At 32.6% G+C, this 25,110-nt stretch carries 23 protein-coding genes; 5 read left to right on the forward strand and 18 right to left on the reverse strand.

What is annotated here, in order from left to right; translation table 11 throughout:
• The first annotated feature begins 28 nt into the window (after positions 1-28).
• From FHS04_RS14125 to FHS04_RS14140, 4 genes are all read left to right on the forward strand, one after another.
• Positions 29-577 (forward strand): hypothetical protein, encoded by a 549-nt coding sequence (locus FHS04_RS14125; RefSeq protein ID WP_106676368.1) that lies wholly within the window; start codon positions 29-31, stop codon positions 575-577.
• A 145-nt stretch (positions 578-722) separates the two neighbouring features.
• A complete protein-coding gene (locus FHS04_RS14130; RefSeq protein WP_106676370.1) occupies positions 723-1,220 on the forward strand; it encodes a hypothetical protein in 498 nt (165 codons plus the stop codon).
• Positions 1,221-1,384: 164 nt separating this feature from the next.
• Positions 1,385-2,068, forward strand: a complete 684-nt coding sequence (locus FHS04_RS14135) for a hypothetical protein (RefSeq protein ID WP_181256098.1) — start codon at positions 1,385-1,387, stop codon at positions 2,066-2,068.
• 579 nt (positions 2,069-2,647) lie between these two features.
• Positions 2,648-3,352 (forward strand): hypothetical protein, encoded by a 705-nt coding sequence (locus tag FHS04_RS14140; RefSeq protein ID WP_106676377.1) that lies wholly within the window; start codon positions 2,648-2,650, stop codon positions 3,350-3,352.
• Positions 3,353-4,284: 932 nt separating this feature from the next.
• Here the strand turns inward: FHS04_RS14140 and FHS04_RS14145 are convergent.
• The 18 genes from FHS04_RS14145 to FHS04_RS14230 form a co-directional block, all read right to left on the reverse strand.
• Complete coding sequence (locus tag FHS04_RS14145) at positions 4,285-4,926, reverse strand: DUF6266 family protein (protein ID WP_106676379.1); 642 nt, start codon at positions 4,924-4,926, stop codon at positions 4,285-4,287.
• Between the two features lie 88 nt (positions 4,927-5,014).
• Positions 5,015-5,488, reverse strand: coding sequence for a DUF6943 family protein (locus FHS04_RS14150; protein WP_106676381.1), 474 nt, complete (start codon positions 5,486-5,488; stop codon positions 5,015-5,017).
• A gap of 231 nt (positions 5,489-5,719) precedes the next feature.
• Positions 5,720-5,944, reverse strand: a complete 225-nt coding sequence (locus FHS04_RS14155) for a helix-turn-helix domain-containing protein (RefSeq protein WP_106676383.1) — start codon at positions 5,942-5,944, stop codon at positions 5,720-5,722.
• 856 nt (positions 5,945-6,800) lie between these two features.
• Complete coding sequence (locus FHS04_RS14160) at positions 6,801-8,747, reverse strand: heavy metal translocating P-type ATPase (protein ID WP_106676385.1); 1,947 nt, start codon at positions 8,745-8,747, stop codon at positions 6,801-6,803.
• An 11-nt stretch (positions 8,748-8,758) separates the two neighbouring features.
• The gene (locus FHS04_RS14165) at positions 8,759-8,965 is read right to left on the reverse strand and encodes a GDCCVxC domain-containing (seleno)protein (RefSeq protein WP_081653185.1); all 207 of its coding nucleotides are present in this window, start codon (positions 8,963-8,965) and stop codon (positions 8,759-8,761) included.
• Complete coding sequence (merTP, locus tag FHS04_RS14170) at positions 8,965-9,561, reverse strand: mercuric transport protein MerTP (protein ID WP_027879793.1); 597 nt, start codon at positions 9,559-9,561, stop codon at positions 8,965-8,967. The genes FHS04_RS14165 and merTP overlap by 1 nt, the downstream gene beginning before the upstream one ends.
• 61 nt (positions 9,562-9,622) lie before the next feature.
• On the reverse strand, positions 9,623-10,036 hold the full coding sequence (locus FHS04_RS14175; RefSeq protein ID WP_106676387.1) for a Fur family transcriptional regulator: 414 nt from the start codon (positions 10,034-10,036) through the stop codon (positions 9,623-9,625).
• Positions 10,037-10,038: 2 nt separating this feature from the next.
• Complete coding sequence (locus tag FHS04_RS14180; protein ID WP_106676389.1) at positions 10,039-11,244, reverse strand: efflux RND transporter periplasmic adaptor subunit; 1,206 nt, start codon at positions 11,242-11,244, stop codon at positions 10,039-10,041.
• Between the two features lie 4 nt (positions 11,245-11,248).
• Complete coding sequence (locus FHS04_RS14185) at positions 11,249-15,583, reverse strand: CusA/CzcA family heavy metal efflux RND transporter (protein WP_106676390.1); 4,335 nt, start codon at positions 15,581-15,583, stop codon at positions 11,249-11,251.
• Between the two features lie 117 nt (positions 15,584-15,700).
• A complete protein-coding gene (locus FHS04_RS14190) occupies positions 15,701-16,012 on the reverse strand; it encodes a DUF6660 family protein (RefSeq protein WP_105045957.1) in 312 nt (103 codons plus the stop codon).
• A gap of 58 nt (positions 16,013-16,070) precedes the next feature.
• Positions 16,071-18,134 (reverse strand): Piwi domain-containing protein, encoded by a 2,064-nt coding sequence (locus FHS04_RS14195; protein ID WP_106676393.1) that lies wholly within the window; start codon positions 18,132-18,134, stop codon positions 16,071-16,073.
• Between the two features lie 20 nt (positions 18,135-18,154).
• The gene (locus FHS04_RS14200) at positions 18,155-18,448 is read right to left on the reverse strand and encodes a helix-turn-helix domain-containing protein (RefSeq protein ID WP_106676395.1); all 294 of its coding nucleotides are present in this window, start codon (positions 18,446-18,448) and stop codon (positions 18,155-18,157) included.
• A gap of 163 nt (positions 18,449-18,611) precedes the next feature.
• Entirely contained in the window at positions 18,612-20,351 is a 1,740-nt protein-coding gene (locus tag FHS04_RS14205; RefSeq protein WP_106676397.1) for a DUF3987 domain-containing protein, read from the reverse strand.
• The gene (locus tag FHS04_RS14210; protein ID WP_106676400.1) at positions 20,348-21,256 is read right to left on the reverse strand and encodes a BT4734/BF3469 family protein; all 909 of its coding nucleotides are present in this window, start codon (positions 21,254-21,256) and stop codon (positions 20,348-20,350) included. Before FHS04_RS14210 ends, FHS04_RS14205 begins: the two co-directional genes overlap by 4 nt.
• Positions 21,243-21,539, reverse strand: a complete 297-nt coding sequence (locus FHS04_RS14215; protein ID WP_072349425.1) for a helix-turn-helix domain-containing protein — start codon at positions 21,537-21,539, stop codon at positions 21,243-21,245. The genes FHS04_RS14210 and FHS04_RS14215 overlap by 14 nt, the downstream gene beginning before the upstream one ends.
• A 2-nt stretch (positions 21,540-21,541) precedes the next feature.
• The gene (locus FHS04_RS14220) at positions 21,542-21,838 is read right to left on the reverse strand and encodes a helix-turn-helix domain-containing protein (protein WP_093026613.1); all 297 of its coding nucleotides are present in this window, start codon (positions 21,836-21,838) and stop codon (positions 21,542-21,544) included.
• Between the two features lie 211 nt (positions 21,839-22,049).
• A complete protein-coding gene (locus FHS04_RS14225; RefSeq protein WP_106676402.1) occupies positions 22,050-23,054 on the reverse strand; it encodes a DUF6617 family protein in 1,005 nt (334 codons plus the stop codon).
• Positions 23,047-24,159 carry a site-specific integrase gene (locus tag FHS04_RS14230; protein ID WP_093026615.1) on the reverse strand — a complete coding sequence of 371 codons (1,113 nt, stop codon included), beginning with the start codon at positions 24,157-24,159 and terminating at the stop codon, positions 23,047-23,049. Before FHS04_RS14230 ends, FHS04_RS14225 begins: the two co-directional genes overlap by 8 nt.
• Positions 24,160-24,647: 488 nt before the next feature.
• Between FHS04_RS14230 and FHS04_RS14235 the strand changes: the two genes are divergently transcribed.
• Entirely contained in the window at positions 24,648-24,884 is a 237-nt protein-coding gene (locus FHS04_RS14235) for a hypothetical protein (RefSeq protein ID WP_146131283.1), read from the forward strand.
• The last annotated feature ends 226 nt before the right edge of the window (positions 24,885-25,110 follow it).

Here is a 25,110-nt window from a genome sequence, read left to right on the forward strand (position 1 = left end):
TTGTAAAACGAATTACTCAACGTCTGAATTGAAATCAAATTTTACGAATGACCAAATTTCTGACTTAAATAAAATTGTTGAGTTCTTTAAAGAAAATGTTTGTACTGATAAAAACGCTGATTTAAAAACTTGTTATAAACAAGCGAATCACGATTCCCTGCAAGCAAACGGAACTGGAATTTGGACGAAAATAGATTTTAAAGACCAAAGAAAGTTCTACGAACAAATATCGCAATCGACTTTTAATGAAATTTGGATGTATTGTGAATCGACTTATTATCCGAGTGAGATAAAATCAAAAAATATTTGTGCTGTTGCTACGGGTAAATACCAAAAATATTTATCGGATTTGGGAAAAACAAATCCAAGAATTGCCAAATATGCGGATAGAATTGAAGCTTCTGGAGATTTTAATGGGTTTGATATTCAATATCACGAAATCTTAAAAACGAATAGTGATTTTGACTTAAATGACCCTAATATACAATTGATTTTAGCTGTACATTGCTTATCTATGAATGACCTAGAAAAAAGGAATTCTCATTTAATTGAGCGAAAAGAACCAAAATTTGAATAAAATACTATGCACAACATTGTATAAATTCAATTGCGGCTGAATTTCCTACGGAAATTCATTGCAATTTTCTATCTTTCAGTTTCAATCGAAAAATCGTACCGATTTTCCGCAACTGAAATTTATACGCTAACGTTAGCATACATTTATGAAAAACGCAATTACAATTCTACTTTTGACATTACATTTAGTAAGTTGTGGACAATCAAAAACTGAAAAAGAAACTGAATCTAAAAAAGATTCTACTAATATCGGCTTTGGAAGTATCTTGAAAAATATGGATAATGAAAAAGCGGAAAAAGAATATAAAGAATTTCTAAAAAGACGTGAACTGAAAATTAAGTTTGACCAAAAAGAATGGTTAAAACATAGCGATGATGGAAATCATAAAAATCCGAGATGGAATATGCTTTCGGATTTAAGAGAAAATTATCTGAATAAAGAACTGAATAAAACCCAAGTTATAAATCTACTCGGAAAACCATTTGAATTGGAAAAGCGGTACGTGGAATCAGAAAATAACACTCTGAATTTAATGCTTTATCCTGTTGGAGCGTATAGTGGATTTGGAATTGACTTTGACTTTTTAGTAATTTCTCTTGACAAAAATGACAAGAAAATTAAAGTTTGGGTCGAACAACATTAAAAAAAAACGTATGCTAACACCGTATATAAAAAATTGCTATTTTTAGCTAAATCAAAAGGTCGTTGCACGTTTTTTACGTCTGATTTTCCTTCGGAAAATCCTCGCACACAAACACGCAACTTTCCATATACAAACACGTTGTGTGCAATTAAAACCGAGATTGAATGATAACCCCAAATGACATAGACTATAAGGAAACTAAAGCGGTCATTAATGGACAGAAAAAGACGTCTCGAACAATTGAAGAACTTAAAGAATGGATACAAAATCAGTACGGAATTAAAGTCTTACATATTGTTCAGGACCATTTAGATACTTTGAACAAACCAAGACTAAATATTGTCTTGGAAAACTATGAGGATGTGGACGAATTCAGAGATAGAAACACAAACTACGATAGTTTAAAACAGAGTTCGATTTCAGAGAAATTTGAGGAACTAAATGGTGAGGTATCAAAAAACAATTCATTCTTAAAAAACTTATTCAAAAAACCTAAAGACAAATACTTTGTATGTTTTTCTGCTTTCAATCCGATTGCCAAATCCGAAATAATTGATAAAATTCCAGACGACATACTTTCTGATTTTAAAAAACGGAATACAACAAATAAAATTTGGGAAATTCACGATAGTTCTTTTGGAGTAATTGTATTTCTCTATAAAGAAAGTGACATTGCGGAATATAAAAATAGTCGTGAAATGGAAAACCTAAAAGACGATTTTTATAAAACGATAAAACCTTTTGATAAAAAAGGATATTTTAAACTTGATAAGTTGCATATCGGAATTGATTCAAAAGAAAATTTTGACAATAATTATGAAAGCAATTGGTATTATTATTATAAATAACTGCACACAACAATGTATAACCGCAATTACGGCGGATTCGACTGCGTCCGAATCCACTCGGAATTGCTAACGCCAGTTCTTAACCGAAAATCATTATCTTTAATCCCGTAACTGACGGTTATACGAGACCGTTGGTTGCAATAGCCGAATTAAAAACTAAGCGTGAAAATTGTGCAAATTCTGAACTTTGAAAACAGCGGAACTTTGCGCAAAAAAACATAACGGAAACCGAATTTAATACTCGAAACCGAAACGTGACGCTGAATTGAAAAATGTAAAACGGAACTGTGCGCAGAAATCAACTTGAGCGGAATTTAAAAAACGTGAATTGATCACTGCTACTCTATCGAATTCCAAAATTGCGGAATCAAAACGTGGAATTGAATAGCAAAACGCAAAACAAAACGCTGAGTAAATCTCTAAAAACTGAAATATAACTGCAACCAACAATGTATAAATTCAATTGCGACTGAATTTCCTGCGGAAATTCATTGCAATTTTCTATCTTTCAGCTCAATCGGAAAATCGTACCGATTTTCCGCAACTGAAATTTATACGCTAACGTTAGGTGTCATTTGAATGAAACATTTTACAAACATCATATTACTACTTCTGATTTTAACTTCTTGCCAAAACAAAAAGGAGAATAACGGAATTGCTAAAACTGAAATAAAAGAACAAATCAGCGAACCATATTCGAATTTAATTCTGTATGATAATTTTGATAATGAATTAATTTTAGACACTATTTCGAAAAGAAGAGAATCTCAATTTTCGCCAGTTTATATCGGACAATTAACTGATTCAATTGAATTATGCTATAAAACTTCAAAAATCGGACATAGAATTGAGGATATAGATTGGGGGAAATATAGAAATCCAAAGGCAACTGACTTAAACATATTTATTGATACAACAAAAACAATCGGATTTCCAATGTGGATTTGGGAATATTATAAAGCACCTGAACATCGTGTAAATAAAAAGTCATATCCTATTTTTATTAAAAATCAAAGTTCTGACACTTTGAGTATCGGATTTGGAGATATATTGCCTATGCTAACGGAAGCACAAGACTCGATTGGTAATTGGAAACAAATTGAGAGACAATTCATCTATGATTGCGGAACAGGATTAACTGAATTCTATCTTCCACCAAATGAAATTGCAATTACTGCTTTAAGACAAAATTATGGAATAAATAAAACAAAATTTAGAGTGAGATTTCGACTTGGAGACAATGAAATTTACTCGAACGAAATAAACGGAAAGATTAATAACTGAATATAAAAAACGCCACCTAACAATGGCTATAAACAATTGCTATTACTGGCTTATCCTGAAAATTCCTACTGAATTTTCAGCTTGTCGTGTACTTGCAAAAGTCCGTACTAAACCACGCAACTGTTCATAGCCGAGACCGTTAACTACAATTGCTCCAAAACTCACTCAAACTGGTGATGATTATGAAAATAATCGGTTCCAAATGAAACTCAAAATCGATAAAATAAATCCAAATTTTATAGAAAACTAATTCGAAATTAAAAAAGAAAAATGGACACTCAAAAAGCGAAAATCGATTAATTATAAATCAATTTTTTAAAGCTTCATTTTTATCCAAACACAAAATTTCTGACAAAAACTAAATAAGAAAATTTAGAACTCAAAAAGAACGTTTTAATTTCAAAAGAAAGAACTTACTCAACCGAAAAAAGAGTAAAAACAATCGAAAATCTACAGATTGAAAGCTTTTTTTAGCGGGAAATTAAATTTTAAAATGACAAAAACAGAACGGATTAGATTCAATGAAAAATTGAATAAAAAAAACAAAAATTTAAACAAAAATAATTCGGAGAAACTCAATAATTTTAAAAACTTGACTTCTACTCTACTCTACTCTGACAAATGAAAATTAAAGTTTCCAATAAAGTAATAATTCAAACGAGAATCAACTAAAATTATCGAAATATAAAAAGCTGATCGCGTCGCAAAAGTAGTTAACAATGGTTATAATTCATTGCGGCGGAATTTCCTATCGGAAATTAAGAAACCCTTATTTATAAGGGATTTCAATTAAAAAGGCAACAATAAGGCAACAAATATTTGATTATAAGAACTAATCAAAGGAAAGAAATAATAGATAAAATTAGGAACTTATTAAACGATAAAAATAAAACCGTTCGTGTAGAACGGTTTTATTATTTAAACATCAACCGTTAATTAGCTGTTCCAGAGCCTAAATAAACGCTGTTTGAGACGATACTACCATCAGCAGTAATAAATGCCATAAAAAGCTCAACAGTATCACCTGCATAGGTACTTGGAATTGTAATGATTTGTGATCCTACAGTTCTATCAGCACCATCAAGAATATACATTGATTCTTTTTTACTTGGATTGTAAACTAAAACCATTGCTTTATCGGTTGCATTTGCATTACCTTCAGCAGAGTTGTCATCCCAAGTAAATTCTACTTGTCCCGCAGTTGCTAAATCTGTTGCAGGGTTCAATGCTCCAGATAGATTACCTCTACTTAATAAAGCTAAAGCATAATCTACTGTAAAGTTTGGTGCAGCTCCTGTAATAGCATTATTCAATACATATGACATTGCTGCATTAAACTCTGTTTTTTGTACCGCATAAGATTTATACCCTTTCTTGATAAAACCTAAATTCGGTTGAAGATACTCCAAAGTAACAGTAAACTTGTTTCTTTGGTTAACTTGTCCTTCTGTTCGTGGATTTGCCACATTTGAAGGCTTAATTCTCAAATAGTCAATACCTTTCCAAGAAGCACCAACTACGTTTCCTACTTTACCTGATACACCGCCCAGGATTCCTTGTGAAATAACACCCATTGTATATAAAATTTAAAATTAATACTTGTTCGAAGTTGGTACGGACTTGGTACGGTCTTTAACCAACACAAGTAATATATGGCAAATACTATGCTAATAGATTGATTTGGTTTTTGTTGCCCTTTGTTGCCCGATTTTGCTTTTTAGAAAATAGATTTTGTATGTATGACACTTTTAAATCTGCCATTTTTGAAATTACTTTTTGAAGTTCAGCTTCTTTTTTACAAATTGCTGACACTATATTAATATGCTTTTGTAACTCAAATTCATCACTTAACAACGAGGTGTAACTATTTTTTAAGGTGTTTCTGCAATCATCTATTGAGATAAATGGAATAACACTCCCTTTTAAATAATAAGCATAAAAACCGCCTATTTGCAACATCATTGATAAATGGTAAAGGGTTTGTTTTTCTTCTTCGGTTGACGTAGATACAACAAAACAATTAGGACAAGGATTTATTAAAGGCTTTCCGCAGTTTTGCCCTTTGTTCAGAATAAAAAAATGAGGTTGCGAGTAGGTTCTTCCGATTTGGTGTGTTTTCAGTTCAAAAGTTGACATAGCTATCCAATTTAAAATTGCTTCGCTACGCTTCGCACCATTAATTTTTTAAAAGAAAAACAATAAAAAAAGAAAGCCGTATGTTCTTGTGGCGTGGATAAGGCTGTCAAGGTTTTTGGAAAAAATACTACCCTCTTTTTTTAATAATATTGGGGTGGAGATTTTTTTCAAAACCCGTAGGGCGTGACCTTTATAGCCTTGCGCGTTGGCTGTGGTAGCCACATATATTTGCTACCTTTTTTTATTTATTTTTTGTTGTTCTAAAACATCTAATATGTCTTGTTTTTTGTAAAAAATTCTGTTGCCTATACGAATTGGATTTAAAATGCCGTGTTTATTCCAGGAATGTATTGTTACTAAACTTATCCTTAAATAATCAGCTACTTCTTGTCTTGTTAGGATTTCATCATTTTGTTTTTTAGATAATTCTTTAAGGTAGTTTTCAATTTTAAACATTAGTTTATCTGGCTACCGCATCTGCTAATTCATCTATTGTAACCTCTGTGATTTGGATTGTTTTTGTAATCATCTTGTTTTCTTTTTAGTTAATTGATTTCCACTTTTTGGGGCATAAACTCTTAAAAAAATAGGTTATCACCAATTTGAGCATTGGATGAAGCGGTTGTATGGGTAGCGTTTTAAATAGTTGTTTGATAAAACAGCATTTAAACGAGCTACTTATACAGGACTTTTAGGCAATAGCTTTTTGTTTTTTTGAGGTACGATAAAAAGCAATATGCTATGTCGTATTACTGCATTTTCTTAACCTATTTTTTTATAACCGCTGACTTGGGTGGTGGGGAAAAGTGGACTTTTATATTTGTTAACGAAATGAAACAAACAAAGACTTGAGGTAAGGAATACTTGGACTTAACGATGGTTTTGTGCAGTTTGAATGAGATAACCAATATAATACTAAACTTAATCAATCTTTTAAATTTGCTATTGTTTAATGCTTGTTCAAAATATGGTTATATGTTCGGATGTGAGCGTTGGAATAGCGGATATTTTACATAATACCAGTTATAGCGACAAAAATATAATAAAACGCCGTAGGCTACCTTTGAAAGGATTTTTGCTCCTATAACTTGTATTATGTAAACATAGCTTGGGGTAGTTTTTGGTGTGAGGGATGGCAACAGCTCTTTGCTTTTTTATTGTACTACTTTTAAAATATAATAGCAAATAAAATAAGCAATGTGCTGTGTGAGGGTTGGCAACCAAAAACTACAAGTGCGGTGGATAGCGGAACAAAACAAAAGACAGAGGATTTTGAGGTACGAAAAAACTGGGTTTTGGGTTGTGGGGAAAACTACCAACTCATTCGTTGTAATCTAACAGCATTTAATATTGCTAATAATGCTACGCCTACATCTGCAAATACTGCTTCCCACATCGTCGCTAAACCACCTGCTCCTAAAATCAGTACAATTACTTTGACACCAAATGCCAAAATAATATTTTGCCAAACGATTTTTCGTGTGGAACGACTTATTTTAATGGCTCTAACTACTTTTGAAGGTTGGTCGGTTTGAATGATAACGTCTGCTGTTTCAATAGCTACATCACTACCCAAACCACCCATTGCAATTCCAACGTTACTTGCTGCTAAAACAGGCGCATCGTTTATACCATCCCCTATAAATGCTACTTTATTTTCAGGATTCTTTTTTAAAATTTCAACTTCGTTTAACTTATCTTCTGGTAATAAACCACCTTTAGCATTTTCAATATTTAGTTCTTTAGCGACTTGTTGAGTAATGGAATCTTTATCACCAGAAAGCATCATAATATTTTTAATGCCTACTTTGTGTAATGCTGTAATTGTTTCTTTTGCATCTTCCTTTAATTCATCTGCTATGACTACATAACCTGCAAATTGATTATCGATTGCAACTAATACTATCGATTCTACAATAGATTCCGTTTCCGTTGGAACATTTATATTATTCGCAGTCATTAAGGCTTTATTTCCTACTAAAACTGTTTTACCATTTACAATTCCTTTTAATCCTTTACCTGCAATTTCAGAAACGTCTTGAGCTTCAAAATCTTCTCCTTCTGATTTATACTCTAAAATTGCTTTAGCAATTGGATGCGTGGATTGTTCTTCCATCGCCATTAAATATTGCATAAATTCGGTTTCTTTCCAATCAATTGCTTTTACTTCTTTGATTTTAAAAACACCTTTAGTTACGGTTCCTGTTTTGTCCATTACCAAAGTATTTATCTTGGTCATTGCATCTAAAAATGAAGCACCTTTAAATAAGATTCCATTTTTTGAAGCTGCTCCCAATCCACCGAAATATCCTAATGGAATTGAAATCACTAACGCACAAGGACAAGATATTACCAAGAAAATTAATGCTCTGTATAACCAATCTCTAAACACATAATCATCTACAAAAAAGTAAGGTATAAAAGTAACACCAATAGCTAAAAACACTACAATTGGTGTGTAGATACGAGCAAACTGTCTGATGAATAATTCTGTTTTAGACTTACGAGCTGTAGCATTTTGAACCAAGTCTAATATTCTCGCAATAGAACTATCTTCAAACTTGTTGGTTACCTCAACTTCAATAACACTTTCTAAATTGATACTACCTGCGTAAACCTTTGCTTCTTTCTGAATGGAATCTGGTTTGCTTTCGCCTGTTAATGCTGCGGTGTTTAGAGATGCTTTTTCGGATAATAAAACACCATCCAATGGAATTTTTTCACCTACTCGAATTTGAATTTTTTCTCCAATGTTTACATCTTTTGGCGAAACACTTTTATAATCTCCCTCACGAAATACATTGGCTTCTTTAGGTCTAACATCTAATAATGCTTTTATATTTCCTTTTGCACGATTTACAGCAGCACTTTGAAATAATTCGCCTACTGCATAAAATAGCATTACTGCAACACCTTCGGGATATTCACCAATAACAAATGCACCAATGGTTGCTATAGACATTAAAAAGAACTCTGTAAAAACATCACCTTTTTTAATACTATTCCAACCCTCTTTCACAACAGGAAGGCCTACAGGTAAATATGCAATACCATACCAAGCAATACGAATCCAATCCTTAAAGAAGGAAACATCAAAATAATCTAAACCTATACCAATGATAAGCATTGTAAAACTTATGATTGCAGGTACATAGGTTTTGAATGCACTACCATTACCGTGATTATGACCATCATCGTGAGAATGTTGTTCTTCTGAATTTGGTTTTAAATCTCTTAAATTGACTTTCTTTTTTTTCATTTAGTTTTGTTTTAGCAACAACTTTTGTTTTGTTGAATTGGTGGACAAGGAACTGTACCATAAGAACAATACACACAACAATCACCTTCGTTTGGTTTTAGAACCGTTTTACAATGCTCACACTCGTAAAAGAATTGACAAGCGTTAGTTGGCATATCTTCCACTTTTTTATGACCGCAGTTAGGGCAAGTGATTTCCGATTTTAATATGGTTTGCATCAATTTTCTTTTTTATCAGTTACTTTATAACCTGTAGCATTAATTGCTTTCTCAATCTCCAATTCATTGGTTTTAGTTTCGTCAAACTCAATGATTGAGTTACCATTTTCGTATGATGTTTTTGAGTTTACAATTCCGTTAAGTTTATTTACTTCGTGGTTTACGTGAGCTTCACAACTGGCACAGGTCATACCACTTATTTTATACTCTGTTGTTTTGATATTTGAGTTATTAACTATTATGATTTGTTTTTCGGTTTTTGGATATAACATACTTGAGTAGTATGGGAAAGCCAACATCACAATTGCAAATGCTGTTACCACTCCTAAAAAGGTTTTTGAATGCATAAATTTTGGTTTTTCATCCGTTTCACATTCGCCGCAGTCTATTTCTTTTTCTGGCTTGAATTTTTGATACCAAGCAAAGAGAAGAACTACTATTGTTAGCCCAATTAAGTAAGGTCTAAATGGTTCTATCCAAGAAAAAGTTGAAGCTACACCGCTTGTTCCTGCTATTAAAGCCAAAACAGGTGTTATACAACATAATGAAGCTGTAATTGCTGTAAGCAAACTTGTTATCGCTAATTTACTTTTCATAATTACTTAATTCTTTGATTACAAAAATGCAATTAAAAAGCGTGCAATGGAAGTGCATTTATTATCCACTACACTTATCACATATACCTTTTACAACCAAGTTTACATTTTCTGAAACAAATCCATCAGGCACTTTAATTTGTGGAATTTTATGTTCTGTTAAGCAAATGGTTTCATTGCAATTATTACAATGAAAATGTAAATGCAAATCGTTTTTAATATCACAATTACATCCCTCTTCGCATAACGCATATTTTGTTATCCCTGTGCCATCGTCTATTTGATGGACTATTCCTTTATCTTCAAATGTTTTAATAGTTCTGTATAAGGTAGTTCTATCTGCTTTTTCAAAAGCATTTTCAATGTCACTTAATGTTACTGCTATTTCTTTTTCTGCAAGAAACTTATATATAAGCAAACGCATTGCTGTAATACGAATTTGTTTTGACTCTAATACTTGTTCTATTGTCTGCATAATTAATGTTCGTGTTCTGCTTCTCCTTTTTTCATTTCTGCGTTAAGGTAATAAGCATTGTTATAGGCAAATTGTGTGTTACTTTCTATATCTTCAATAAATTGAACCGATACCCAATCACCATCTTTAGTACCTAACACAACTTCGATAGGTTTAAAGCTCCAATCGTCATTTTCTTTTTCTACTGAAAACACATAATATCTTTCGCCTTCTTTTATAATTGCACTTTCTGGTAAAGCTTTTGTTTGGGTATTATCTACTTGAATTTTACCTTGAATATACATACCAGGAATTAAATTACCTTTTTTGTTTTCTATTTCTGCGTGAACGTGAACTGCTTTTGGGTTGTCCTCAAAGGTTATGCTTACGGAATAGATTTCTGCGGTAAGTTCTGTATCTGGTATAGATTGTACCGTAAAGTTTACTCTTTGACCCTTCTGTACTTTATGGACATCTTTTTCAAAGACCATAAAATCGGCGTGAACGTGATGCGTATTTACAATTTCAAATAATTCGGTTTGTGGCTCTACATATTGACCTGTTTTTACTTCAACTTTTTGCACAAAGCCTTCTATTGGACTACGCAATGCTATGCGCTGTGCAATTGTTCCATTGCGAACTGATGTAGTGTTAACGTTGAGTATTCTTAATTGCGCTTCTAAACCATTAACCATTGCTTTTGATGCTTGATATTCTGCTTCTGCTTTCTGGAAATTAGCACCAGAACCAACACCAGCATCGTATAATTTTTGTTGACGTTCATAATTTTTCTTTGCAAGCTCGCTATTGCTATAAGCGTTTAAATAATCCGTTTGCGCTTGTATGATATTTGGGTGCGATAGATAAGCCACAACTTGACCTTTATTAACCTTATCACCTTCAATCACTTCAATTGAAACGACATTTGCACCAACAACAGTAGTAATAGCTGCTTCGTTTTGTGGTGGTACTTCTAACGTTCCGTTTGCTTCTACATAGCCGCTCATATTACGTAATGCCAACGTATCTATTTTCATTTTTAAAGCATCGAATTGCTGTTGTGATAGCATTACTTCTTCGCTTTCATTATGTTCTTCATTAACTTCTGTTTTTTCTTCCTCATCGTGGGAATGACCATCATTCTCGTTATGATTTTCTTTATTTCCGCAAGCTGAAACAAAAATGGTTAACACCATTACGGTAAGGAATTTATATATTTTATTTTTCATTGTCTTATTGATTAAAATATTGTAATTGAAATGTGCTTTCTAAATAGTTTACTAATGCAGTCTGTGCTTCAAGTTCCGATTGAATTGCTTCTTTTATCAACTGCGTAAATGCAGTATAATCTATTTCGCCTTCTCTATATGCCAGTAATGCACCTGTTTTTTGCTCTTTTGTTAATGGTAAAACTTGGTCTTTGTAAAACTCCCAAGATGTTTTCCATTTTATATAGTTTTCTTTAGCCTGAACAAACCTTGATTGTACTTCCTGTTTTTTGAACGCTACATTGGTTTCTGCTATTTCTTTATCAATTTTGGAACTTCTAATTTGTGCTTTGTTAGTACCTGATAAAAACGGAATGGAAATACCTGCTTGATACGTGTAAAACCCTGAATTGCCATTTACTTTCTGTATACCACCTTGAAGATTGAACTTTGGCAAATTATCTGCTTTTGCAGCTTTATATTTAGCTTCCGCTTCATCTACAATGTTCTGCGACATACTGTACAACGGATGGTTTTCAATACTAATCGTTTCCATATCACTATCTATCGCTACCTCAAATTCATCTGAAACTGTAAAAATTTCTTCTGATACCAACCACAAATTGAATTGCTGTAAGGCAATAAGGTAATCACTATAAGCTTGCGCTTTTTTATTCTGAATTTGAAACGCTTGATTTTTTGCTGCTGAATATTCTAATTTAGAAATGGCTTCTACTTCATAATTTAAAGTAACAGCTTGTGCAAATTTGGAATATATGGAATCCAGTTCTCTATACAAGTTATAGTTTCGTTTCATTTGATAACATTTTGACCACGCTTTTTTGACTTCCAATTCCAGTTCTAATTCGGAAAGTTGAAAGGCTTTTTGTGCCAATTGAATGCGTTGTTCTTGCAGCTTCTTTTTTGTACCAATTCCAAATAAATCAATGTTGGATTGACCAACACCTATGGTTGTATAGATGCCATTACCACTATTAATTTCTTCACCACCTGTAAAAATTTGAGTCGTTCCGAAATCATAGGCAGTCGCTTTTAATTGCTCTTGTTTTGTAATTTCCAACTGCTTTTGTTTGAGCAATGGATAATTACTTTTTGCGAGTTTAACAGCTTCCTGTAATGAAATTTCGGGAATTGTATCATTCAACTCTTGAGCGTTACTTTGTGGTGAAAAGCCAAACAGTAATAATACAACTGCTGTTGCTGTTACTAACTTTTTATTTGGCTTAAACGTAAAAGATTTATTTTCTACCCAATGGTATAAAATAGGTAACACAAATAGTGTTAGCAAAGTTGAAGTTAATAATCCACCAATAACTACAGTTGCCAATGGACGTTGTACTTCTGCACCTGCTGATGATGAAATCGCCATTGGTAGAAAGCCTAACACATCTGTAAAAGCAGTTAGCATAATAGGTCTGATTCTTCGTTTAGTGCCTTCAACTATTCTATCCTTTAGATTGGTTACACCTTCTTCTTTTAATTCGTTGAGTCCACTTATCATTACCAATCCATTTAAAACTGCAACGCCAAACAACACAATAAAACCAACACCTGCTGAAATACTAAATGGCATATCACGCAACCATAAGGCTACAACACCACCAATGGTTGCCATTGGAATGGCTATGTAAATCATTAAGGTTTGAGGTAGTGATTTTAATGCAAAGTATATTAGTATAAATATGAGTAATAAGGCGATAGGCACAACGGTTTGTAATCGGTTGCTGGCACGTTCCAGATTTTCAAATGCACCACCATAGCGAATAAAATAACCCGATGGTAGTTCCAATTGTGCATCTAATTTTGATTTTATTTCAGTTACTAAAGATTTTACATCTCGACCTCTGACATTGATACCTACATAGGTTCTTCTGTTGGTATTGTCTCTACTTATTTGCATTGGTCCTGCTTTGTAGCTTACATCTGCAATTTCACGTAAAGGAATTTGAGCACCTGAAGGTAAATTGATGTACAGGTTTTGAACATCTGTTATATCCTTTCGGTTTTGAGAACTTAAACGCACCACTAAATCGAAGCGTTTTTCACCTTCAAAAATCACACCTGCTGTACCACCTGCAAATGCAGATTGTACGGTTTGATTGAGCGTATTTATTTGAAGTCCGTATTGTGCTAATTTATTCCGGTTGTAATTGATGGTCATTTGTGGTAAACCCGTTGTGGCTTCCGCTTTCATATCTCCAATACCTTCAGTACCTGCAATAATTTTAGATATTTCTTCAGCTTTTTGGGATAGTATGTCAATGTCTTCACCATAGAGTTTAATGGCAATATCTTCACGCACACCTTCAAGCAACTCATTAAAACGCATTTCGATAGGTTGAGTAAATTCATAATTAACACCAGGAACGATTTCAACCGCTTCTTTCATTTTCTCAATCAATTCATCTTTTGTCTCTGCTGTTGTCCATTCGCTTTTAGGTTTCAGAATAACAAAAACATCAGCTAAATCCATTGGCATTGGGTCGGTTGGTATTTCAGCAACACCAATACGACTCACAATTTTTTCTACTTCTGGAAATTTTGCTTTTACTATTTGCTCTATTTTAGTGGTAGTTTCAATGGTTTCAGTAAGGGAACTACCTGGTTTTAAAATAGCGTGAAATGCAATATCACCTTCATCGAGTTGCGGGATAAATTCACCACCCATTCTTGAAAACATAAAAACGGTTATCCCAAACAACACAACTGCAATACCAATTACCCATTTACCTTTTCGCAAGGCTCTAACCAATAAAGGTTGATATTTGTCTTCAACCCAATGTACAAATCTATCTCCATAAGATTTTTTATCATTTTTTGGTGCTCTTAACACTAAAGCAGACATCATTGGCACATAGGTTAAACACAGTACCATTGCACCAATCATAGCAAAAATAAAGGTCAATGCCATTGGTTTAAACATCTTTCCTTCAATACCTTGTAAGGCTAAAATGGGTAGAAAAACGATAAGGATAATCAACTGACCGAAAAACGCAGCGTTCATCATCTTTTTTGAAGCATTAGACGCCACTTTATCTCGCTCTTTGGATGTAAGCTGTTTCTTTTTTAGTACTTGTGATGCAATGAGAAATACTGTACTTTCTACAATAATTACAGCACCATCAACTATAATACCGAAATCTATTGCTCCCAAACTCATTAAGTTTACCCAAACATCGAACACGTTCATTAAAATAAAAGCGAATAATAAGGATAATGGTATTGTTGAAGCAACGATTAAACCACCTCGCCAATTACCCAATAAGAAGATAAGCACAAAAATAACTATCAATGCACCTTCAATAAGATTTGTGGTTACAGTAGAAGTTGTTTCGCCAATTAATTTACTTCGGTCTAATAATGGTTCAATAATTACGCCTTCTGGTAATGACTTTTCAATTTGAGCCATTCGCTCTTTTACATTGGCAATAACATCATTGGAATTTGCACCTTTTAGCATCATCACCAATCCACCTACAACTTCACCTTCACCATCTTGGGTTAATGCACCGTAACGTATGGCAGAACCGAATTGCACAGTTGCAATATCATTAATAGTTACAGGAATATTATTAACGGTTTTTACCGTAATTTTTTTAATGTCTTCTAAACTCCGTACCAAGCCTTCTCCACGAATAAAATTAGCCTGATGGTTCTTTTCAATATATGCACCACCTGTATTTTGATTATTGGCTTCAAGTGCATTAAAGACATCTGTAATGGTCAATCCAATTGCGTTTAAATCGTTTGGGTCAACCGCGACTTCGTATTGTTTAATTTTACCGCCTATAGCGTTAACCTCAACCACACCTTCTACCATTGCCATTTGACGTTGTACAATCCAATCCTGCATTGAGCGTAAATCTGCAATGTCGTATTTGTCTTTATACTCTGGTGCTACTTTTAAGGTGTATTGATAAATTTCCCCTAATCCTGTGGAAATAGGTCCCATAGTAGGTTCTCCAAAACCAGCTGGAATTTGTTCTTTGACTTCGTTTAGTTTTTCGGCTACTAATTGACGAGGTAGATAGGTTCCCATATCATCGTCGAATACGATGGTAACAACCGATAAGCCAAAACGAGAGATTGACCTAATTTCCTTTACATCAGGCAGGTTGCTCATTGCAACTTCCACAGGGTAGGTTACAAATTGTTCAATATCTTCTGTACCTAAATTAGGTGCTTGTGTAATAACCTGTACTTGGTTATTGGTAATGTCTGGAACAGCATCGATTGGCACTTTGGTCATACTCCAAATACCTGCTCCAATTATGGTAAGCGTAAGCAAACCAATAATGAATTTGTTATTGATTGAAAAATCAATGATTTTATTAATCATAGTAAAATTTTAATTCAGTTAAACATATCATTTTGCGCTTCGCGCAAAATAAAAGCGAAGCAATGCTTTTGTTAAAAAGCATTGCGTAAGGATATAGCTATCCTTTAAAAAACTGAATTATGCCTGTGGTGGCTGTAAAATGGAAGTGGTAAAATCTTTTTTTATACCGTTTAAGTAGAGAAAATCTTGAGAAGAAATGTATTTAAACTCAAATTTTATTTCTGCGAATTTGAAATAAGTTACGTTTAAATGGCAACATTGGCAAATACAAAATGGGGAACATAAATCTGCATCTTGATGTTGGTGGTTATCACCTAAATCTTGAGAAATTTCTGTTTTAACTTCATTGTCAAAAGTACCTGTATCTTCACAAGGCACTAAATTTAGTGTGAAGATATAGATTGACAATATGAATGCTAAAAATTTCATTAAGGCAAATATAAGAATTTTTTAATGCAATGGTTGTGCAAAGAAAAAAGGCTTCGGATTATAAAAACCATAAGGTTTCTTGACCAAAAGGTGGTATTTCCTTGCTTTCAAAACGAGGTGCTATTTCTGCAACCATTTCAGGATATTTAATTGTTATTGGTACGTTTTGTTGACGTAAGGATTTCCAATATAGCCTACTAAATTGATACACTTGCTCTATTAGCTTTCTAATCATTTTACTATCATTTAAAGCCTCTGGTGTAGGACTTGATATTTTAAGTTTTATTGGAAATGAGTAACTTGAATGACTTGGGTATTGAACTGTTGTCTTATACCTTAAATTATTAAATAAAAGATATTTGTGTTCATCTTTCCTGCCTATATTTATAAAAGTACCACTCATAGGTATTAGCTCACCATTCCAATTTTGGTCGAAAGCAATTATATCTTGAGATTTTGTTTTATTGATATTTAAAACAAATAAAGGACAAGGCAATTTAAGTTTATCCATCATTTCTAAAACAGGTTGTATTTCCTCATCCTTCATATCCTTATAAAAGTGAATAACTATTTTTTCAGGTATTTGGTTTGTTGGTACGTATTGATAGATAGCATCACTTAATGCACCCCCTAACTGTTTAACATCAGATTTACTGAAATAATGAAATTCATTAAACCTTCCATTATTTTTAAAACTGAATGCACTTGCTACATATCGAATGTTTTCTTCGGTATTTTTAAATGCACCCACACCAATAACTAATTCATTTTTAGGTTTGACATTTAGTTGCCAAGGTGTACCATCTAATTTTGCTAATAAGGCTAATGAAATGTTTGTTAAATCGTATATGAACTTATTTTGATTTCTTCTAAATCTATCAAACTCTATTACTTGAGATATAATTCTTTTATATAAAAGCTGCTCTTTAACCTTGTAATACACTAACTTTTTTTCAAGATTGGGTTCGTGCTTGTTAAAAGGACTTAAATAAATAGCAACATAATTAATATTAGGGTCTGATTTAAAATCTTTTATACCCTTTGCTATTTGAGGTAATGGATTTTCTAAATCATCAAATACTATATTGACATCATTATCGAAATGTGCTAAAACACCAGCATAAATATTTAAACCTTTATACCAACTTGTACCATCTTCCAATAACTTTTGCAATGCTTCTACTTCTTTAGTATAACTTGTATGATGTATAAAGAAGAAATGCACATTATCTAACTGACAAGGATTTAAAGGCTTTAAATTCTTAAAATCAATTTTGGGATTTCTACCAACACCATTTTGGAACACTAAATCATTGCTTTCATCAGCAACTTCACCAATTCGATTTATTTCTACAGGTAAGTAATCGTCATTATTAACAGGGATAACTTTCTTAAATTCCTCACTTAAAATGAAATGCTGAATAAACTTATCGATTTTGTGTTTATAACTTATATATTTATTGGAATCATCTTTTGGTTCTGGTTGAATATTAAAAGCTGTTCGTAAATCGTTATTCAAAATGGCAAAAGCCTTTGTGTTATCATCAATAAATTCCTTTTCCTTATGATATTTTAATAACCTCATTTTATATACAACTTTATTAAGATTTGTTGTTGAGATATGTTTTATAATTTCAGAAATAGGTTTTTTAAACACTTTAGCCATACCATCATAAGAAATAACTAACTCACCATATTCACTAACTTCTTTAATTTGTACTTTGACAGTAAACTTATAATACTGTGCAAAACTTTTATTTTGATATGATCTATTACCTATCCAAATTTGATTATCATTCACAAAGTTTTGACCAACAAGTTTTTTTATGCTTTTAAAGAATTTTTTGATTCGCCAATTATAGTAATGCTTTATTAAGTCGGTTGGTTGTTGTTTTAGATTGAGTTTTAAAGGCAAATAGCCTTCCTTTTCATAAATAAATGATGTGTAGATAAAATCAGGATTTTCTTCTTTTATACCAGGAAACAAATCTTCTATATTGGTTGGAAACTTTGTTTTATAGAGCTTTTGAGCATTACCAATTTTCTCTTTACTTAAATAAAAAGTTATTGGTTTGTCTGGTAAATCAAACGTTATGATATTGAAATAAAGTTCCTGACTCATAATACTTGGGTTTATTAATTCTACTTCTTGCTCAATCTATTAATTTTTTGTTCTACAATTTTGAGGATTTCCGTAATGTTCTTTTCATCTTTTAACATAAAGACAATTTTATCTGCTAACCAATATTGAAGTAATTCGCTTTTGTTTTGTTTTAATACTTTGGCTAATGCTTCAGCTTGTTCTTTACGAGCCATACGAGTACCACGTTCAATTTTACTTAAAAGTGCCGTATCAATATTCATTTGAGAAGCAACTTCTCTTAATAATAATTGCTTTTCTTCTCGTATTTCTCTGATGTATTCTCCAAACGTCATTTTGGGGATATTTTGACTTGTCAATATTTGTCTAATGTAAGAAAAAGAAAATAAGAACTAACAAAAAGATATTAACAATTATAAACAGGAAATGAGGAAGTTAAGGATTTGAGGATATAAAGTATTTTTATAAATCCTCGTTTCCTTAAAATCCTCAAAATCCTTATTGTGCTTTTGTGGGATTTGTATAATTGTTATGTGCTTCCCTATGTATTAGACCAGCATCAACAAATTTAGTAATATAGCCTTCTGCTGTTTTATGAGGAATCTTGTTTTTGTCGGCTATATTTAGGTAATCTTGTCTTGAAAATTGATAAGGTAGTGCTTCTAAAAAACGTTCTTTACGATTGGCTCTTTTTACTTCTTTTTGTTCGATAGGTAAATCGTTAAACACCTTACTACTGTGCTTTACTAATACGCTTATCATTTCCAATGTATTTTCAAAATCTATATCCTCACAATATCTTACTTGGTTTACATCACCATCTTCCATAATGCGAAATACAGAAAACAACATTATAATTCTAAATGCTATTAACCCCAAACGTCTAACAGTTGCTATATAGTCATCGGGTTGAAGATTGAGGTATTTGGTTTGAAGCTTCTCAAAAAACACATTAAACTTTTGTTGTTGCTCGGTTGTTAGCCTTACTTCAATATCAGGATTGTTTTTTAGGGTTTTGTATAACCCAAAAAATTCTTTTCCTAATTGGTCGTAATATTCATCTAAACCATTGGTTGTATCCGTTTGAAAAACGTTCTTCCAAGTAGGTTTGATATTCATATAATAAAACATAAATCGACTAAACAGCCCATTTTCAGCACTTGGAACCAATGCCTGAATCTGCTTTGGTGTACCAGACAACACCGTTGACAAACAAGGTCTTTCAATATCTACATACTCTCTGTCCGTTCTACGATAGTAACTAATGGTTTCGTGGTGGAATGCTTTACGAAAACCATCGGAATAATTACCGTAATCACTTTTAAAAGCTTGTGCTAAAGTATCTCCTTCGGTTTCAAAAATTAACCCTCTACCTTCATTATCCGATATTAATTGATAAACACCTGTTACACTATTGTTAGCCGGAATAAACAGCATTCTTTCAGGTGGTTTACTCGGTTTTTCCATAGTTTCACTTTTGCCCTTATTCATATTATAAGTAGCCATTTCAACTTGATGCTGTTGTTTTAGGGTTTTGGATTGTTCGCGCTTTTCTTTGTGAACAGGATTTACCAAATTTTTAATTTGGTTTAATCTCCCTTTTCCTGCTGAAGCAGGTGCAGTAACAAATAAATACAAGTTGCTAAACACTTTCCGTTGGTCGTACACACCAAATAATTTTGGAAAACAGGCACTAAATGCAGTTAATGCACCCAACAACAAAATATCACGTTCTTCATTACTGCTTGATGGTTTTACTACTTGTTGCAAAAATGTTGGGATGTTGTTGTAAACTGTTGTTGGTATTGTTGGCAATGGTTGTTTTTCTTCCTCTGGATGTTGCGATACTTCAACAACTTGTTGTTGCTGTTTTGGTTTAATACCAACTTGATGCAAATGGTGGTATAAGGTTGCTATGCTTATACCGTGTCCTTTTGCTTGTAAGCATTTATTATACTGTTCGTCGCATTCTTTATGGTCGTAACCTGAATAATTTCTGCTAATTCTATGGTAGTAATCACGTCCAGCTTCACCGTATTCCTCTGAAATAGCAAAACCAATATCACGCCACTTTTCATAAGTATCAGTAATATCGATACCTGATTGTTCTAAAGCGTTGATATATGTTTCAATATCATTTGCAACAACCGTTGTCGGTTTGTTGTTGATTGGTTTTTTAGGTACTTCTTTTTGCTCTGGAACAGCTAACCAATCTTTCGGGTTGAATATTTTTGTCATAGCTTTTGATGTCTTTTATGTAGGTATGCCAATGGATCGTGGGATAAAAAACACGCTCTGGAAATGTCTTTACCCGATTGGTCAACCTCTATGTTATATGTATGTTTTATGTAATTGGCCACCGCAATAAAATATTCGTTGTGTGACACTTTAGATACATCGATTCTAATTATCCATTTTAAGCCTTCACCAGAAGGTGATGTAAACAACAATTCGGTATCAAAATATTCATCGTTTAATAATTGTTGCTTTAGTTCTTCAAGATTCTGTAAATGGTCAAAATCGATTGTTAATAATGATGAATGCTCAATTAAGCTATCATCGTTTCGTTTAGAAAACACACCTGAAAATGTTACATAGTCAAAATGATTTGCTTTAAATTTCCGTGCTTCTTTAGGGTTTTTAATCGCTCTAAATTGCTCTGTGATACTTTTATACTTATCGCTTGTAATACGCTCAAATATTTGGTGTAATCTTACTTTTTCAGTTGGAAAAACATTTCTAATTGGTGCTTTGTAAAAACTGCTGTAAGCATACCAAGTATCATCAGGTGCATCTAACCAGGATAATTCATCTTCTTTTTTAACTTCAAAATTTAGATGCAGTACCTCATTGATTTTTAGTAACAATTCTTCTTCATTAATGATTTTAAAATGATAGGATGCAAAATCGAATACATCACCTTTAAAATCGGTTAATTCTATGTCGTAATGCATTGCCTTATTTTCAACAACATTAATTTGTAATGTTGATTTACCACCATTAAAAGGATTTCGGGTTATCCCGCAGTCCCTTCCTTTTAAGGAAAGGACTGTTGATTTAGGATAATACTGCCTTAATACATAAGCATAAATATTTAACCCGTAATGCGTTTTCTTTAAGATGCTTTCTTTACTTATTTCCATCGCATTTAAAATTTGGGTTATAATAATTGCTTTGTAATAGTTCCTCTATATCAGATACTTTGTAATAAAATTTACCTTGTATCTTGCTATATGGAATCGTACCATTTGAACGGAATGTTTGCAATGTCCGTTGGCTAATATGTAGCGTTTGCATTACGTCCTGATTGTCAATCCACGTATCTTTTAAGCGTTCTGCTCTCGTAGCTCTTATTAATTCGATACGTGCCTTTAAGTCCTTAATCTCTTGTGAGAGTGCCAAGAGTAAATCGATGATTTCAGTCATAACTAAATCCTTCCTTTTTTGATTAAGTAATTAGCTGCCTGTTGCTCGATTTCGTCTTGGGAATCCATACGGTTACGCAATAACCATTGGTCTAATTCCTGACGTTGGAAATAGATTTTTTTACCATTCGGTTTATAGTGTGGAATGGCTCCCGTACTTGTAAGTTTATACAAGTGCGATTGTGATAGTTCTAAATACTGACAAGTTTCATTGAAATTCAATACTTGCTTTTGCAACGTTTGTTGTTCTACTAACAACTTTTCGATGCGTTCTAAACGTTCAATTATTTTAACGTCCATCTTATTATAAATTTTAATTAAAAAATGGACTTCTGCGCAAAAGTCATCCTTGATTGTCAAGGACATAACAAATATTGAAAAAGGTGTTTGGTATAACAGAAAAGAGAAAAAATGGTATTATTAAACCATTGTAAAACAATGATTTACACCGTTTTTGGTATTATCTATTTGGTATTAAGTAGAGAAAATACCACTTTTAAAAAGTGAAGTTTTATTTGATTTGGTCAAGCCAAAAATTGGCTTCAACTAATTTTTGATAGGCTCTTTTTTCAGTACCTAAAAATCTACGGTATTCTTTACCTGCATTACTACTTGGTCCATACCGATAAGCAAAGAATTTATAAATGTGTTTAGGCTCTATTTTTTTAGATGGTTTTCTGTCAAAAAATATTCTTTCATTAAAATATTTAGTTTCTGTTAACTTAACCATAAAAGCTGCAAGTAATATTTTATTACCTCTATTCTTTATGAAGTTATATTCATCATCTATAATGCCTTTTTCATTTAATAGCTCCTCTAATTTTGCAAATTCTCTTTGTTTAATCTTATTAATAAGTTCGTTATAGGATAAGACATCATTGTTTTCCTCTCTAAAATCACCTTGTATAGCGTTGAAAATTGAACTTTGTTTTACTTGTTTCCTGACCGTTTTTATTTCTGCACCGGAATAGGATTTTACAATTAACTCTTGAGGTGGTTCTTCATTAAAAAATACTTCGTGCAGTTCTTCTATTGTATAAATTTCAGCATCACTTAATTCTGAAAATCGTTCTTGAAGTTCCATAAAAAGCATCATCGCATTAGCCTTTAAAAATGAAATAATATAAGCTTCATCTGATTTATCGTTTTGAATTGGCTTTAAGTATAAGGTTTCGTCAAGATCGTTATCAGAAACATAGTTACTAATTTGGTTTAGGTAATTTTTGATACGGTTATATTCTTTATCATACAAGAAAGATAAATGACCTGGTGTAGTATTGATTTCAAGTGCATCATTGATTTGATTAAAATTTTTGATGTACTCGGTTTCAATTAACTTTAAATAGTATTTACGCCTGTTAGAATACGCCTTTTTGAAGTCAATTTCATATTTAGGCGTTGTATTGAGGTATTGCTTTTTAAAGCCTTTTAAAAGCTCTTTAAATTGGTTTTCGGTTCTTTTATCATCAGTAACCTTTTCCACATACAGTAAGTCGATAAATAGGTCTTTAGCCATTTGGGTTAAGGTTTATTCTGTACGCTGCTTGTTTCTTTTTGTCGTCAATTACTTTAGCGTAAATTTGAGTTGTTTTTAAGTTCTTATGACCTAACATTTTTGATACTGTATAAATATCAGTACCTAAAGTTAGCTGCAATGTAGCAAATGAATGTCGCGCACAATGGAACGTGATATTCTTTTTAATTTCTGCATCTCCAACCCAATCTTTTAATAGGTCATAGTTTCTCTGAACATTATTTATATTCTCGAAAACTTTTTGAGTTGGTTCGCCTTTTTCTCCTAACAATTCAAATGCTTGTTCGGAAATTGGTAAGGTTTCAGCTCCTTTAGTTTTCTTTTGCTTAAATCTAATAAAATTCCCGTAACTTTCTGAATATTGGATTTCTGACCATTGTAGCTTTGTAATATCCGACCAACGCAAACCTGTAAGGCAAGAGAAAAGAAACGCATTTTTTAATTGTGGGTGTTTGCTATCTGTACTAAAAAGCTTTCTAACTTCTTCTAAAGTTAAAAATTCCATATGTGTATCTTCTTCTTTGAAGTTTTCAACATAAATTGCAGGATTGTATTGTATTACCTTTTCTTTAACCGCTTGACGTAATACCGCCAATAACTTTTTAAAATATGCAGATTTAGTATTTTGGCTTAATTCTCGTTTACTTCTAGAAAGTGCCTTTTTATCTAAATACTCTTTAAAACCTTCAACCCATTCTTCATCAATTCTTTCAAAAGAAATACCACTAGGATAATAAGCTTTTAAATGCTTTAAAGTACTATTCCATACTGCTAAATTTCCCTTGCTTTCTGAACGTCTTTCAATCCATTGTTCTAAATACACAAAGAAGTTCCCTTGTTTCTTTTCCTTATTCTCAAAGCCATAAATATTATTTTGAATTTCTAGATGCCTTTTAGCTCTGATGCTTTCGGCAAGTTGCAAGATTTTCTTATTCTCTAATTTCTGCGCTTTGGTTAAGGACCCTTTATCGGGTTCTGGTGTTAAATATAATTTCAAGTACTCGTATTTACGATTACCGTTTTCGTAATAATCAAGATATAAACTAATTCGTTTCCCTTTTCTGCGTTGGCGTAAAGTAACTTTCATTTTCCTTATATTTACTGTGTTAAACGATGTGTTGTATTACTGTTAAATGGGCAACAATACGGCAACAAATATAAGCAAAAAAGGGTAGTTTGGCAACAAAAAAGAATACCAAAAACCCTATAAAACAATGATTAATAGGTAGATAACAAATAAAAGAAAGATAATGAATTTCCTATCGGAAATTCCTACATATTTACTAACTTTGGTTTACGGCGGAAAGAATCCTGCGGATTTTTCCGCAACGAAACCATAGCCAAAACCGTTGTACAGCATTTGAAAAACCGCCAATGAAATTATCCGAAAACAATAAAAAATCACTTTTAGTTTCTATTCATCAATTAATTGAGGAGAATGCAAGTCATACTGTAAATGACCTCGAACACAAAAGAACGAACCGACTAATAAATTACCCTTCAAACGGAGGATTAACGGAATCGGAAAAATCGGAATTGGAAAAACTGGAAATCAATCCGACTTTAAAAAGTGCTTTGAGAAAAGTATTCGCAAGCAATACTGCTGACGTTTTTTTCTCGGTGCTCAACATAATAGACGGAACAGCAGACCCAACTGTTGAATTTGGAGAATGGGAAGAAGTTATGTTAGTTGACTTTGATGAGGAAAATGAAATGGATTCAATGCTTCACGACGACTTTTATGGAACATATTGGGATTGGAAAGAAAAAAGACCAAATCCTGGTTGGAAATTGGACTTGTTAGATGAATAAAAAACGCTGTACAACAATGTATAACCGCAATTACGGCGGATTCGACTAAGTCCGAATCCACTCGGAATTGCTAACGTCTGTGCCAAACCGAAAATTAACGCATATTAACCCGTAACTGACGGTTATACGAGACCGTTGGTTGCAATAGCGGAATTAAAAACTAAACGTAAAAATCGTGCGAATTCCGAACTTTGAAAACAGCAGAACTTTGCGTAAAAAAGTTTTA

This window comes from Mesoflavibacter zeaxanthinifaciens subsp. sabulilitoris (assembly GCF_014191595.1).
Lineage (GTDB): Bacteria > Bacteroidota > Bacteroidia > Flavobacteriales > Flavobacteriaceae > Mesoflavibacter > Mesoflavibacter zeaxanthinifaciens.